Origin of the sequence: Paenactinomyces guangxiensis (assembly GCF_016055185.1) — a bacterium.
In the GTDB taxonomy this organism is placed as follows: domain Bacteria; phylum Bacillota; class Bacilli; order Thermoactinomycetales; family Thermoactinomycetaceae; genus Paenactinomyces; species Paenactinomyces guangxiensis.
Genome location: NZ_JAECVR010000001.1, coordinates 66635 through 80865, shown reverse-complemented (window position 1 = coordinate 80865; position 14231 = coordinate 66635). Strand labels below are relative to the sequence as shown.

General features: G+C 40.3%; 13 protein-coding genes, 1 pseudogene and 1 CRISPR repeat array. Of the genes and pseudogenes, 6 read left to right on the top strand and 8 right to left on the bottom strand.

The features are described from left to right. The first annotated feature begins 4 nt into the window (after window positions 1-4). The 3 genes from cas4 to cas2 are packed head-to-tail and all read left to right on the top strand — an operon-like array spanning window position 5 to window position 1812. Window positions 5-508 carry a CRISPR-associated protein Cas4 gene (cas4, locus tag I8U27_RS00420; RefSeq protein ID WP_181750452.1) on the top strand — a complete coding sequence of 168 codons (504 nt, stop codon included), beginning with the start codon at window positions 5-7 and terminating at the stop codon, window positions 506-508. A gap of 12 nt (window positions 509-520) precedes the next feature. Then, a complete protein-coding gene (cas1b, locus tag I8U27_RS00415; RefSeq protein ID WP_181750453.1) occupies window positions 521-1531 on the top strand; it encodes a type I-B CRISPR-associated endonuclease Cas1b in 1011 nt (336 codons plus the stop codon). 17 nt (window positions 1532-1548) lie between these two features. Then, on the top strand, window positions 1549-1812 hold the full coding sequence (gene cas2 / locus I8U27_RS00410) for a CRISPR-associated endonuclease Cas2 (protein ID WP_181750454.1): 264 nt from the start codon (window positions 1549-1551) through the stop codon (window positions 1810-1812). Window positions 1813-1922: 110 nt separating this feature from the next. Continuing rightward, window positions 1923-2488: a CRISPR direct-repeat array (repeat unit 31 nt; unit sequence GGTTTAATTGCATCCATAGTGGAATTGAAAT). Window positions 2489-2735: 247 nt separating this feature from the next. On the opposite strand, the gene I8U27_RS00405 is transcribed toward cas2, so the two are convergent. Both I8U27_RS00405 and I8U27_RS00400 read right to left on the bottom strand, forming a co-directional pair. Then, the gene (locus I8U27_RS00405) at window positions 2736-3326 is read right to left on the bottom strand and encodes a tetratricopeptide repeat protein (RefSeq protein ID WP_181750455.1); all 591 of its coding nucleotides are present in this window, start codon (window positions 3324-3326) and stop codon (window positions 2736-2738) included. Window positions 3327-3476: 150 nt separating this feature from the next. After that, window positions 3477-4091: a helix-turn-helix domain-containing protein gene (locus I8U27_RS00400; protein WP_181750456.1), complete on the bottom strand. Its 615-nt coding sequence runs from the start codon at window positions 4089-4091 to the stop codon at window positions 3477-3479. A gap of 578 nt (window positions 4092-4669) precedes the next feature. Here I8U27_RS00400 and I8U27_RS00395 point away from each other — a divergent pair. Next, a complete protein-coding gene (locus I8U27_RS00395; RefSeq protein ID WP_309506083.1) occupies window positions 4670-5134 on the top strand; it encodes a DDE-type integrase/transposase/recombinase in 465 nt (154 codons plus the stop codon). A gap of 51 nt (window positions 5135-5185) precedes the next feature. Here the strand turns inward: I8U27_RS00395 and I8U27_RS00390 are convergent, their stop codons facing one another. The 4 genes from I8U27_RS00390 to I8U27_RS00375 form a co-directional block, all read right to left on the bottom strand. Further along, on the bottom strand, window positions 5186-5485 hold the full coding sequence (locus I8U27_RS00390; protein WP_181750457.1) for an integrase core domain-containing protein: 300 nt from the start codon (window positions 5483-5485) through the stop codon (window positions 5186-5188). Next, the gene (locus tag I8U27_RS00385) at window positions 5445-6089 is read right to left on the bottom strand and encodes an IS3 family transposase (protein WP_181750458.1); all 645 of its coding nucleotides are present in this window, start codon (window positions 6087-6089) and stop codon (window positions 5445-5447) included. Before I8U27_RS00385 ends, I8U27_RS00390 begins: the two co-directional genes overlap by 41 nt. A gap of 1044 nt (window positions 6090-7133) precedes the next feature. After that, window positions 7134-7940, bottom strand: coding sequence for a hypothetical protein (locus I8U27_RS00380; RefSeq protein WP_181750459.1), 807 nt, complete (start codon window positions 7938-7940; stop codon window positions 7134-7136). Window positions 7941-8005: 65 nt separating this feature from the next. Further along, complete coding sequence (locus I8U27_RS00375; protein ID WP_181750460.1) at window positions 8006-8431, bottom strand: hypothetical protein; 426 nt, start codon at window positions 8429-8431, stop codon at window positions 8006-8008. An 800-nt stretch (window positions 8432-9231) separates the two neighbouring features. On the opposite strand from I8U27_RS00375, the gene I8U27_RS00370 reads away from it, so the two are divergent. After that, window positions 9232-9762, top strand: a complete 531-nt coding sequence (locus I8U27_RS00370) for a class IV adenylate cyclase (protein WP_181750461.1) — start codon at window positions 9232-9234, stop codon at window positions 9760-9762. Window positions 9763-10109: 347 nt separating this feature from the next. On the opposite strand, the gene I8U27_RS00365 is transcribed toward I8U27_RS00370, so the two are convergent. Next, complete coding sequence (locus I8U27_RS00365) at window positions 10110-11963, bottom strand: glycoside hydrolase family 3 protein (RefSeq protein WP_198065813.1); 1854 nt, start codon at window positions 11961-11963, stop codon at window positions 10110-10112. A gap of 224 nt (window positions 11964-12187) precedes the next feature. Between I8U27_RS00365 and I8U27_RS00360 the strand changes: the two genes are divergently transcribed. Next, window positions 12188-12427: a hypothetical protein gene (locus tag I8U27_RS00360; protein ID WP_181750462.1), complete on the top strand. Its 240-nt coding sequence runs from the start codon at window positions 12188-12190 to the stop codon at window positions 12425-12427. A 43-nt stretch (window positions 12428-12470) separates the two neighbouring features. Here I8U27_RS00360 and I8U27_RS00355 read toward each other — a convergent pair. Beyond that, a pseudogene (locus tag I8U27_RS00355) lies at window positions 12471-13898 on the bottom strand (peptide MFS transporter). Window positions 13899-14231 lie beyond the last annotated feature (333 nt).

Genomic DNA, 14231 nt, shown 5'->3' with positions numbered 1-14231 from the left:
TTGTTTGGACATCCATTCGATAGGCGGACAGCATCTCTATTATTTGGAAAGTTGTAAACGGCAACTGTGGTTATATCTGAAAAAAGTTGATATGGAAGAAGGGTTTGAGTCAGTAGAATTAGGACGGCTGATCCATGAGGAAACATTTGAACGTGAAGAAAAAGAGATTCGAATCGGTGGATTTGTCATCGATTTTATCTCCGAAGATGGTTTTATTCATGAGACCAAGTCATCAAAGCAAGTGAAACAAGAGCACGAGTCGCAGCCGTTGTTTTATGCGTACTATTTAAAAAACATTCTGGGATTTGATCATATACAGGGGGTCAAAATCCATTATCCTGCCATCAAAGAGGTAGTCACGATCCCTCTTGATCAAAAGAAAAACCAAAAGATCAAGCAAAAAATTGACGAGATTCTTGAAGTTTCCAGATTAGAAGAGATGCCGCCACTGCATTCCAATACGAAGTTGTGCCGGAAGTGCGCTTACTTTGAGTTCTGTTACAGCTAAGGGAAGTGATGAATGTTGGCAAAACAAACCTTTTATATCACCCGTGAAGGCAAACTGAAACGGCAACATAATACAGTCCGGTTTGAGCATAGTGAGGGACATCTTTATTTGCCAGTCGAACAAATTGAAGCTGTTTATGTTATGGTTCCGCTTGAGTTAAATACTAAATTATTAGAGTTTTTTAATCAGAACAAGATTCCCATTCATCTGTTTAATTATTATGGATACTATTCAGGAAGCTTTATGCCAAGGGAATCGAAAGTTTCCGGCTCTGTTCTGGTCAGACAAGCCATAGCTTCCCATGATCCGGCCGAACGAATTCCCATCGCCAAAGAATTTCTTCGCGGGGCACAGGCTAATATCATGAAAAATATCAGACAGTATCAACGAAACTACTCATCAGAAAAAATCAACCAATTAGCTGATCAGATTGAAAACGAAAGAGAGAAATTGGAAAAGTCCGTTGATATTCAACAACTTATGGGTGTTGAAGGGATTGTCCGAAAAAAATATTATCAAGTAATAGATCAGATTATGAACAAAAATAACCCCGAATTTGTGATGGACGGACGAATCAAGAGACCGCCGAACAACAAAATGAATTCTCTTGTTTCATTTATCAATTCTCTTGTCTATGCTACAACATTGAATGAAATCTATCAAACTCATCTGAACCCGACCATCAGTTTTTTACATGAACCGACCGATCGAAGATACTCTTTATCCCTTGATATTAGCGAAGTGTTTAAACCACTGCTCAGTGACAGGCTTATTTTTAGATTGATCAATTTAAAGATGCTGAGTAAAAAACATTTTGATGAATCAGACAGGATCTGCTATCTAAATGAAAAAGGCAGACGGATGGTCATTGAAGAATATCATAAAAAGCTGCACACAACGGTCAAGCACCGAACCCTTGGCAGAAATGTAAGTTATCAACGATTAATCCGCCTGGAATGCTACAAGCTTGTGAAACATATCCTTGGAGAAAAAATATACTCCAGTTTTAAAATCTGGTGGTAACAAAAGAGGGGATCATCATGTATGTTCTGGGTGTCTATGATATAAATGTCAAGCGGGTAGCGAAGGTGAAAAAAATATTCAGCCGATACATGTTCTGGATGCAAAACTCCACTTTTGAAGGAAACCTCACCAAAGTTCAGCTCCGTGAGTTACAGAGAGAACTCAACTCTGTTGTTAATCCAAATGAAGATCATATTATCTTCTATGTCATTCGCAATGAAGATGTAGTAACCAAAACGATCATCGGAGAAAGACATTCAGAGCCCAGCAACATCCTTTAGTTGCCTAAAGTCTGTGAACCTCCCGGGATTTTTGCAGGATTGGGGGTTTACAGACTTTAGGGGAAAGAAATAGAATGAAAAGTGTTGATATTAGTGGGTTTATTTGAAGGGGTTTAATTGCATCCATAGTGGAATTGAAATGCCGCCCTCAATGTAAAGCGGATTAATGAGAAAGCCATGGTTTAATTGCATCCATAGTGGAATTGAAATCTCCTTTGAGCGGGGGCAGAGCTGCACATATGAAAGGTTTAATTGCATCCATAGTGGAATTGAAATCATGAATTACGATTTGCAAATGTCGCTATTTTGAGAGGAGGTTTAATTGCATCCATAGTGGAATTGAAATTCCTCTTCCTCCCATCAATTGTTACTGTGATTACCGGTTTAATTGCATCCATAGTGGAATTGAAATCATCATGCTTATCTCCTCCCTGTTCAAGCACACAGGTTTAATTGCATCCATAGTGGAATTGAAATGTAACTTCCCCGATTGGTTTGCCTTCTGAAATGAATGGTTTAATTGCATCCATAGTGGAATTGAAATGCAGAGAAGTATCTGAAGCGTCTGCATAGGGGTCGGGGTTTAATTGCATCCATAGTGGAATTGAAAGAACATTGTGGTTCCCTCCTATGACCATGCACCACCGTTTAGTTGTATCCATAATGGAATTGAATGGTGGATTCAGCCACATTATCTTTTGCACTTAATGCTTGGAACAAGGTTATTGAAAATAAACTGTGATTCCGATATTGATGTCAATTTGATCAAATGCAAAGGACCTGTGGAAAAAGAAAAAACTCAGCGTCTATTGTTTATTGGGATGCTGAGTTTTGTCTATTCTGCAATTGAAAATCATGTTATATTACAAATTAACTTCCTACAGTGTCTTCGTCTTCTTCAGGCATGACGGAAAGATTAAAGATTAAAGAATATCATAAAAGTCATCCTCATCTTCTAATTTCATTTCGTGTTGGAGGAAAAAGAGCCTTCTTGTACAGTGGTTAAACTCTTCCTCTTTTCCTAGACTATCAAAAAATTCCCCCAATTTAAAGAGTGCGATAAATTGCAGGCTTTTGTGGTCATTCTGTTGGACTAGATCAGCGGCTTCCTGATAATAGGGGGCCGCTTTTTCATATTGTTGTTGACCTACGTAACAGTTCCCTTTAGCAATTAACGCCTTAGTTAATCGAAAGATATCTTTTATTTGCCTGCCTTTTTCGATGGCTCTTTTCAAAAATTCATCCGCTTCCTGCCATTTTCCTTGTTTCGTACATAAGAGACCAAAGTAAGTAAAGGTATCTATATGTCTGCGTGGAAAATCGAAATTTTTGTCCAAAGAGAGAGCCATTTGGAAACAATGATTTGCTTTGTCGAATTCTTGTTTTCTTAAATGGATACTTCCAAGTAATAACAGTAAATCGATAGTACGAGTTAAACTTTTCCTGCGATAACCAACTTGGATTCCTTCTTTACAACATTCGATTGCTTTTTGGTAATTTTTTCCTTTCCGCAAAAGAATCACTCGGTATTTATAAAGCTCAAGCACGACTTGATGATTATTTATCTGAGGTATGAGGGGCCAAACTTCACTTAATAATTGAAAGGCTTGCTCATTTTGATTAGAACTTAATAAGTAATAAATTTTGTTACTTAACAGGGTGTACTAGATGTCATTTCTCGCAAGAGATTCTTCATAAGTATTTAAACCACGGTTTACATACATGAGAGCTTGCTCAAAATTATTTTGGTTTGAACTGCAACGGCTTAATTCGTTATAACACATAGATATAATGTTGTCCGTGGGTTTAATCTTGTACTGATCGAAAATCTTGATGGCGTTGTTGAAATGTTCTTTTGCCTTTTTCCATTCTTTCTTTCTAAAGAAATGACGGGCTTTAAGAAAGAGAAAATAAGGGTGAAGCGGGTGATATTCTTCTATTGAAAGAGACTCCAATTCCCTGGTCCCTTCCTCTAAATGTCCCTCATCGATAAGAGTTTCAATGAATTCCAATTGAAACTGTATTTCGTTTATTTCTGATTGCACCTCTTTAATCACTTCCGGGAGTTGTTTTCTTAGAATACCAAGTTTTTCAAGGACATGATATATGTTTCGCTTTTTGACGTTCCCTTCTTGATTCTCTATATTTGAAATTGTTGAATCGGAAACGAAGCTGTCACTTAACTCCTCCTGTGTAAGTCCTCTCTCATTTCTTCTTTTTCGGATTATGTAACTCACTAGGTTCATGTCAAATTGGCTTAAATCAATAGGATTTCCCATTTCTCCATTCACCTTTCCGACTATTCATATAATTTTATATAATACAGTTCGTAGATGATGGAGTCAATTATTTCCTTCTCCAAAACAGGTTCTGGAATAAGCAGCTATATACGAATGAAAAGCTAGATTATTCTGTATCGCATATTGTAATTATAAATTTTAGTTCCGGGATTAATGTACAGAAATATTGATTAATTTAAACGATTATAACTATAATTTAAGTGATCTTTAGATTTAAAGATTGTAACTACAGGCATCCGATGATTATTTACTCAAAAACTTTTAAAAATAATTAATAAAAAATGAGGTGATTTTAATGCTCAAACTCAAGGTGGAAGGACCGGAGAGAGAAGTAAAATCCTTTATGAAAGATTTCACCAACAATCCTCAATGCGCTGTCAAATCACTCTCCCAGTCTTATCAAAATGACATTTTGGAAAACGGTGAAACAAATTCGTTCTGTCACTTTGAATACCATCCCTTACATGAGATCGGGAAGGCAATGGTCGTGACATTTCAGGCTCAAAACGGTGAAGATCTCACCTTTAACCTGGAATATGGCAAGGTTATTCGCGTAGGTGATATTGTACATATCACCGGAAAGATATCTAGTTTCATTCCGCAAATTGAAACACCACCTGGGGAAACAAGCCCAGGTAGATTGGGGACAATTCACAGTCAACTGGAACGGCAAGAAAAAGCGGATCTATGCTTTTGTCATGGTACTGGGATACTCCAGGATGATGTATTTGGAGTTTACTGAAAATGAGCGTCTTGAGACGCTCATGGGATGTCATGTTCGGGCTATGGAGTATTTCGGTGGGCGGACGGAAACTTGTCTGTATGACAATATGAAGACCGTAGTTACCGGATTAGATGAAGGTGGCCATATCGTTTGGAACGAACGGTTTGCCAGCTTTGCAACTCACCACGGTTTCACCTTGAAAAGATGTGCCCGTATCGGGCGCAAACCAAGGGTAAGGTGGAAAACGGGATTGGCTACGTCCAAAAAAACCGGTTTAACCCCCTTAAATTTGAGTTAATCTCCCTATTCTCGCTTATTTGCATAATTTTACTGGATTTTTTCTTTTCGGCTAAACCTTTACTACAAATGACTGAACTTCCTGATCTATGATCGCTTGCATAAACTCATAAGGAGACAAATCATACAGACTGCCATGAATACGACGTTTATTGTAAAAATCAATGTAATCAGTCACTGCTTGGTAGATCTCTGGATAACTCTGAAATTCGTGCTTGATCAAGCATTCTTTCTCTAATGAACTGTGAAACGATTCAATATGAGCGTTTTTGTTCGGCGTGGGTGGAATTCGCTTATGCAAAATTTCAAATTCATGGCAAATAAACTGGGGGCCATTGTATGTGCGAAGCACAATGACCACCTGGTTGTTCATACTGTTGACGTTTGAGTAATCCCCGCTGAAGAACTTGTACGGCATGTTTTCCTTCACAGGTGAGACCCATATGGTAATCAACAATCGCCCGATCATACACATCGATGATAGACAGAAGATAGAAGAATCGATTTTCATTGGCGATATATCCATATTTCACATCCATTTCCCAAAGCTGATTAGAGGCTGTAATCTCCCGATTACAAGCGATTCTTCGTGGATGTTGGTTTTTCTTTTTTCGTTGAGGTTGTAAGATCCCCAACTCTTTACATAGGCGATATACCTTTTTCTTATTGATCATAAGCCCATATTGCCTTTGCAAACAGACCGTGAGCTTTCGATAGCCGTAGACCGATTCCTCCCCCATGATCAGCTCTAACAACCACTCTTTGATTTGCAGATCACTTACAGGTTGTTGTTGGCTGTTCAGGGAATATCCAGGGATGGGGCGCCCTCCTCGATAGTCAATGACTTGTTTTTTCTTGTTTCTTTGGTAGTAATAAGTTTGTTCGCTCACGCCGACGATCTGCAGCACTTTACGTGCTGCATACCCCCGCTTGATCCATTTGCCGGCTATTTCCACCGATAAATCAGTCGAGATGATATTTCATAGCGTTTGGCGACTTGACTTGCGTTTCCAATCTCTTCTTCTTCACGTACTCACTCTACTTGCTGTTTAAAGACGATGGTATATCTTTTTCGTTTCATAAAAAATCCCCCTTACCTCAAGTCTATCGAATAAGGGGGAAAATCTATTGGGGGCTATATAGCTTCTACTTCAATTCATGATTAATGGTTCACCGTTGTTTCCAAATACCAATATGCCTAAAAATCCAATCAAAACATATAAAAAAGCGGTCAAAAGAACATCACTTTGAAAGCTCGCTTTTCTCCAAGTAGTAGTCAAAAGAACTCCAAAAATAGGAATACACACCCCATACACATACAACAATTTAAATGCAAAAACAGTCTGGAAAAGGTAGAAAAAAAGAATCATAAAAATGATGGTAGCCAGAACCCTCCATAATCTCATTAATATATTTACAATCTTTTTCACCCCCCCATACGTATTTCCGGTTACTGTTGTTCCTATGGTACGATTCTACAGTACCATAATCAAATGTCCAATTTAGAAACTTAATGCTAAAAGTTTATCCTACATTTACACGCGTATAGACGTCAGAATATCTATACCCTTCCAAGTAATACGTTCTCATTGATCCTACATTCAAAGGGGTTAGCGTTATAGTGCCAGTGGTAAATCCATTGTATTTGCCATAAGTTCCATCGTTAAATCCAGAAATCCCCGATTGATTTTAAATATTTGTGAGCCTATGTTTTTGAGACGTGGCATTAATTTGAAACCAAGTACAAATGAGAGGGTATGGTAGCGATTCCTCCCACTTCCATACCCTTTGACTCTCTGGGCTCATTCTTTCTTAATCCAATCTTTAATAACAATGTACAAAAGAATCGGTAAGGCAATTACCCACAAAGGCCAAATAATATACATCCCGTCTGGCCAGTAATTGACAAGGAACAACATGAGTAGGGCAAACAAAAATTGTAAAATCCAAAACATCACTAACATACGGAAAAAGCACATGTTATTACCTTTTTTATTAAATTACAATCGAATACATCTTCCGTATACATTTCCACTTACTGTTACTCCTACGCTGGCTTCGTATGTTCCAGAACCAACAACAATATTCCCCCATTCTAGAGGTATCGTAGTTTCAACATATGCACGGGAATATACCTCTGAGTACCTGTAGCCGCCAGTGTACACCGTCCGCATATTTCCGGTACTCACATTAGAGATCGTTAAACTCGACCCCCAAAAATAGCGATGAAATAATCCATCATGGGAAGTAATGCTACTCGAACTCCCATTATACCAAAAGTTCCCTATAGCAGACAAATCGAACATCTTAGCTCCATACCCATTGGTTGCAACGCAAAGTGTTGACCGTACACCTGTGGTAGCCATGGTTCCGACACCATCGGAGTTTATTCCGCTCGCCCCACTTACAGCTAGTTCAGATAGGGATGTACCGCCATGTTTAGAAATGTAAACACCAATTTTACCTCCACCCTTACGGTCAAAAATGAAGACTTCGCCGTTATCACGGTGTTGTTGTCCATTTTTCATATCTTCATAGATAATGAAGTCTTCATTAGCTTTTTCTTTGGATGCAATTTCCGAAAGTAAATCCGGATTGTTTAAAATCCCTTTAGGTACAGGGTTTTTCTCATAGTAATTGGAGATTACTTTCTCTGCATCGTCCATTGAAATGGATTTACCTAATAACTCGCTGAATCCAATAGTTAACCCGTCAGAGCTCTTTTCAAGGTACTCTTTTGCAATTTCCAAATCTTTCTTATGTTTTTTATCTTGTATGGCCCCTTTTGCGAAAACGTTCAGCGGCAAAGAAAGGCAAAGCACCATCACATAACAGTTATTACTTTTTTCAAGATGTTGTCCCCCTAAACTTGTTAATTAGAACCTTGGCAAATAATACTCCCTCTACTACTACCGCTACTCCATGAAGAATATTGTACCATTACTCGCCAACGCGTATCATAATTTGTGGCATACTTAGGGAAAGTAAAGACTTTATGTGTATCTGTTGTTTTTATTCGATTCCAGCTACCAACATTTCTCCAAGTATCACCGGGTATTAGCCTTTGAGCTATGACATAGACATCTCCAGGGGCAGCAGCTGAAACAGAAAGTTGTACATAGGGATAACTGGTTTGACAGGAAGAACTCCAATATTTTTCTAAATTATAGGTAAGATAATAATCGCCTATAATCGCTTTCATCTCTACTTTGTCCGTTAACTCATAATTATCCTTTGCAAAAACATTAAGTGGTAAAGAAAGATAAAAGGCTAATACTAATAATAGTATTTTTTTCATTCCCTTCCTCCCCTCGCTAAAGTATTTTTGATATTCAAATTAAATACACAAGATAGAATATTCTACATAAACGAAATCCTATCTAAATAAAAAATTTTTAATTCTAAATACCATTTTTGTAGTTTGTTGAAGTTGAAGAAAAAATAACGGGAATTGCGTTTCCTCGTCTGGTTGCTGGTTCTACCCCTTTTAGTATTTTCTCTGACAAATGATAGAACCTCGGCTTGTCCCATAATAAGCCACATACCGCTGAACCATTACCCGCAATTGCCCAATTATCATTTGTGTAGTATTTCGGAAAGAAATCCAACTATCCACATAACGCGATGTTGTCCCCTGATCAAGTCGATCCTTCGCAAAGAATGCTTCCTCTGCTTGTGTTGCCCCACATGTTCTTTACCATTACACGCCATCTCCAAGTACTTGCAGATGAATATCTAGGGAAAGGAAATACTCTGTGGGTGTCAGTAGCTGCTATGCGATAACTACTCCCTACATTTCTCCAAGTATCACCAGGTCTTAGCACTTGCGCTTGGACTTCGACATCACTTGGCGCATTCATAGAAACATATAATCTTACATAAGGGTAAGCAGTTTGGCAGTCATCACTCCAATATCTTTGATATTGACTTGTCAGGTAATAGTCTCCTATAACCGAAGAAGCAGAAGAAGGATTGGTAAAAGGAATACGGGCGATGGGGGTGAATTTCTATTCTCTCCGGGAAGAGGAATACCGAAAGCTTCTTAGATACGTCCATTCAATGACGATGTAATCTGTATAACATTCGGGAGGAACAAATATGTCGATTGAATTTGAAGCGAAAGTGATTGAGGTGGACCCTCATGACATCACGGAGAAGATCAATGCCTGTGGAGGGCAACAGACTGGCGAGGTGTTCATGCGTCGATACGTGTACGATATTACACCAGGAGACAAGAGCAAATGGATTCGGCTGCGTGATACGGGCAAAGAGATCACACTCACTGTAAAAGAAATCGTTCATGATGGGATCGACGGAACTCTTGAAGTAGAAATCACTGTTGATGACTTTGATGCTACCAATCAACTTCTAGGTAAGCTTGGCTATCAACCGAAGGGATATCAGGAAAACCGACGCACCAGTTTTATTCTTGATGGTGCCCGTCTGGAAATCGACCATTGGCCGATGATCCCGCCTTATCTTGAAATCGAAGGGGAATCTCACGAACATGTGGTCCAAGTTGCAAGTAAACTCGGATTTAAAGAAACCAAGCTGACAGGTGAGAACACGATTAAAATCTATGCTCGCTATGGCATTGACCTGAATACGATTAAAGAGCTTCGTTTTTAGGTAAAATCCTACCTCCTCTCATAGGAGGTTTTTTCATGACTAAAAAAGAAATTCAGATAACAAAAACCGTCTTTAACTTATATAGTTCAGGAAAAAATCTCTCTAAAAAACTCCATCATCACCTCTTTTCCGAATTGATCTAAGGGGAGTGCAGGATTGGGGGTTTACAGACTTAACGGGCAAGAAATAGAATGAAAAGTGTTGATATTAGTGGCTTTATTTAAAGGGGTTTAATTGCATCCATAATGGAATTGAAACATAAACGAAAAACCGCCCCAATCAGTGAGGCGGTCATTATCTGTTGTGGTTTCAAACCCATCTGATCTCCGAAGGGAATCCCAGCCCTCTCAACGCGTTTTCAAACCGTATCCCAGACGGAATAATGGGTTCTTTTTGTCATGGTTATTCACTTGCTCCATGTTACGTGGCCATGTATAGGGCAGTTTCCCTGAAAATTTGTAATCGCCAAAGAGTACGTCCGCGACACCGGCACCTTCTGTTCCAGGCAGCCAGGCAGCGACAAATGCATCCCAATCTTGAATTTGATCTGTTACAATCATGGGCCTTCCGGATTGCAGAATGACCACCATGGGTACACCGGTCGTTTTCACCTTATTTAAAAGATCAATATCTTCCTGCAACAACCCCAGATCTGTTCTGTCCCCGGCTCCTTCGGCATAAGGAGGTTCACCGATCACTACGATGGCGACATCGTGTCCTTCGGCTCCCGTTCCGTCCTGGCTGTAATCAACGGTTGTATTCGGGCCAGCCACTTCTTTGATTCCTTCTAATATGGTTGTACCTTTTGTCAGATCAGGTTTCGTTTCACCTTGCCAGCTAATGGTCCAGCCACCGGACTGGTAACCGATATTATCTGCTTTCTTCCCGGCGACAAAAATGTTTAATCCGTCTTTTTTGAGGGGCAGAATATGGTTATCGTTTTTGAGGAGTACCTGCGATTTTCTTACTGCCTCGCGGGCAATTTCTCTATGTTCGGCTGAACCGACGCCTTTGGCAACCAAACTCCTGTCGGCAAAAGGAGCCTCAAAGAGTCCATTTTCAAATTTAACCCGTAAAATTCTTGTTACCGCATCATCAATACGGCTCATCGGTACCTCATTTTTCGCAACAAGATCTTTTGTGGTGGTAATAAACCTTTTCCAGTCGTGAGGGATCATAAACATATCAATACCTGCATTCATGCTTCGTTTGATGGATTCTCGAAAATCACCGGGAGCCACCTGCTGAGCGCCATTCCAGTCGGAGATTACAAAGCCGGTAAAACCAAGTTCACCCTTTAGCACTTCTGTAATCATATGATAATCCCCGTGTGTTTTGAGCCCATTTATACTGCTGAACGTGATCATCACCGATCTCGCGCCGGTTTTTATGGCTTCTTTGTACGGTTTGATAAATTTTTTCAATTCTTCATCCGTATATTCTGTTACATTTCCCTGATCTATGCCATTTTTCGTTAATCCGTCACCAACGAAGTGTTTAGCGGTTGCCGCAATCTTGGTCCCTTTTAAAAATCCACTGTCTTTACGGTGGCCCTGAAGGCCTTCTATTAAAGCTGAACCAAGTTTTCCCACCACTTTGGGATCCTCGCTGTAACCCTCGTAGGTCCGGCCCCAACGTATATTCTGGGGAGAGCAAAGACAGGGGGCAAACGTATAACTTATACCTGTCGCCCGTACTTCCTCTGCTGTGGCACTTCCGATCCGTTTCATAAGATCCCTGTCATTCGCTGCACCCAGGCCGATATTATGCGGGAAAATGGTCGCATCTTTTACATTATTGTGACCATGCACCGCATCCACACCATAGATGATCGGGATGCCCAGCCGCGTTTCCAGAGCGCCTTTTTGAAAATTGTCGACCGTATCTGCCCAGCCTTCCGGTGTATTCTGAGCGGGCACTGACCCTCCGCCGCTTAATACTGAACCAATCATATAAGTTTTTATATCATCCCGGGTGACGGCTTCTCGCTCTGCCTGAACCATCTGTCCGATTTTTTCATCCAGCGTCATTCTGGAGACAAGGTCTGATACGCGCGCTTCGATCGGCATATTTGGATTTTTGTATGCCGGTACTCTTTCCTCTGCCATCACACCGTTGTAAGCGCCTCCAATTACCATGCCGACAATCATTGTAAATAATAACAAGAACGTGATGATTTTCTTTCTCTTGCGAATGACCATTTATGGGCTCCTCCTTTTTTAAATAAATAAATTATTATCAATCAATATTATATCATGTAAATTCCGATAAATCTTTAAAAAATCTTCTTGGGTGCTGTTAGCTTTATCAGGGAACAGAATAAGTCAATTATATTTTCAAAGGAATATCAAAGATTCTAATGTGAAAATGAAGGGGAGGAGTCATAAGCGTGAGATGGTGTCCGGTTATAAGGAGGGAAAACTTAATGATTAAATTTCATTATATTTATCGGCCGGCTACGGGGGAATACCTACAGGATTATGTTTCTGACCGCTATGGTTTGCATTTGGTTTGGTCGTATCTTCCTGATCATGCCTGCGAGTTTACAAGTTATCCCTTTGCAAAGGATCTGGCGGAGATTATTTCCCAGGCGGACAAGATTAGAACCCAGGTGCTTCCCTTTAAACAAATTTGCAGAAATATAATGATGGTCCGCAGCGCATAGGCGGACCATTGAGCAGAAAATGGGGAAGCGGATAAAAGATAAATTACGATAAAGCCCTGACGTCATCCATGTCATCCAATTCATCCAGGTGCATAAGCTTTTGTATTTGCTTAGACAGCGCCAGCAAGATGAAACCAAGTACAATGGACGCGATTCCCAGGTAAATGAAGATCTCAAGATAACCGAATGCAGCTGTCATAGCGGCTACTTGTCCGGCTAGATAGTTGGCGGCCGCATTACTTAAAAACCATACCCCCATCAATAGTGAAGCAAGTTTAAGGGGGGCCATTTTGCTCACCAGAGACAAACCGATGGGTGATAAACAAAGTTCCCCGAGAGTGTGCAATAAATATGTAGCAACCATAAACATCATGCTTGCTTTTATCGTGATATTTGCTTCATCGCTTCCGGTCATCATTACGGCCGGAACCATAACCATAAATCCGGCTCCCATTAATATTAAACCGAAAGACATCTTTGTCGGAATCGCAAAGTCACCGCGTTTTGTTTTTGACAATTTAATCCAGAGTGCTGAGATCACAGGTGCCAGCAACAAAATGAATAACGGGTTCAGTGATTGAAAAAATGATGTCGGCACTTCATAACCGAAAATGGTGCGGTCAATAAAGTCCTCCGTATATAACGTAAAGGAGGCACCGGCCTGTTCAAAACCGACCCAAAACATGATGACAAATAAAGCTAAAATAAAGATCACAGCTGTCCGGTGTTTTTCGTGCCGTGTTAAAGGTTTGGCTTTCTCAGCATTTGTAGGGGCTGTCCTGGCTCGTGCCGGTTTTGTGCCCACATCACCCAAGTATTTTTTAGAAAAAAGATTGAAAGTCAACTGGCCAAGGGTCATTCCTATGGATGAGGCTAGAAAAGCCCATTTAAAACCTAAATGTTCAATCCCGCCTGTGGTTGAGTAAAACACGTATTCATATAAAAGCCCAGCGATTAACGGGGCAAAGAGTGCTCCAAGGTTAATCCCCATATAAAAAATGGTAAATGCTGAATCTTTTCGCGGATCATTTTTGCTGTAAAGTTCACCGACCAGAGTGGAAATGTTTGGTTTGAAGAATCCGTTCCCGATAATTAATAAAAATAATCCGAGATATAATCCCCATCGTTCTTGGATGGCAAATAAAGTGAAATCCCCGAGTGCCATCGTAATCCCGTCAATTGTAATGGCAGTCCGCAGGCTTATAAATCTGTCAGTAAGATAACCTCCGATAATCGGCGTAAGGTATACCGCACCAGTATAGGTGCCGTAAAGACTGGCTGCAGTGGCTGTATCGAATCCCAATCCGCCGCTGATAAACTGCGTGGTCAAATATAAGATGAGGACTGATCTCATCCCGTAATAGCTGTACCTTTCCCACATCTCAGTAATGAATAATAAATATTACCCCGGAGGATGTTTATCCTTATCCGGATTCGGTTCGTTCGGATTCCTGTTGGCATTAGCTTCCAAAATGATGCCCTCCAGATCACTGCCAATTGAATTTTGAAAGGTAGGATTACTGTTCCCTTCTGGTGCTGTCTTATTCAAATGAAACAGGCTGCACGGCGGAGGGGGGCGGAATACGCGTGAAGAGGATTGTCACCCGGGGCTGGTCCAAATAAGAAACCTTGCTGTGACCGTAACCCGACTGGGGAAGGAGATCGCAACAAGGTTAAGATCGGATTCTGGTAGTTGAACGCAGACACTAAACGGCCTGCATGATGATTGACGGTGATTTTTTACGTGTCAGTAGATATTTGCTCCCGCAAATCATTCTTCCTCCCTCTGTATATCCACATGCTT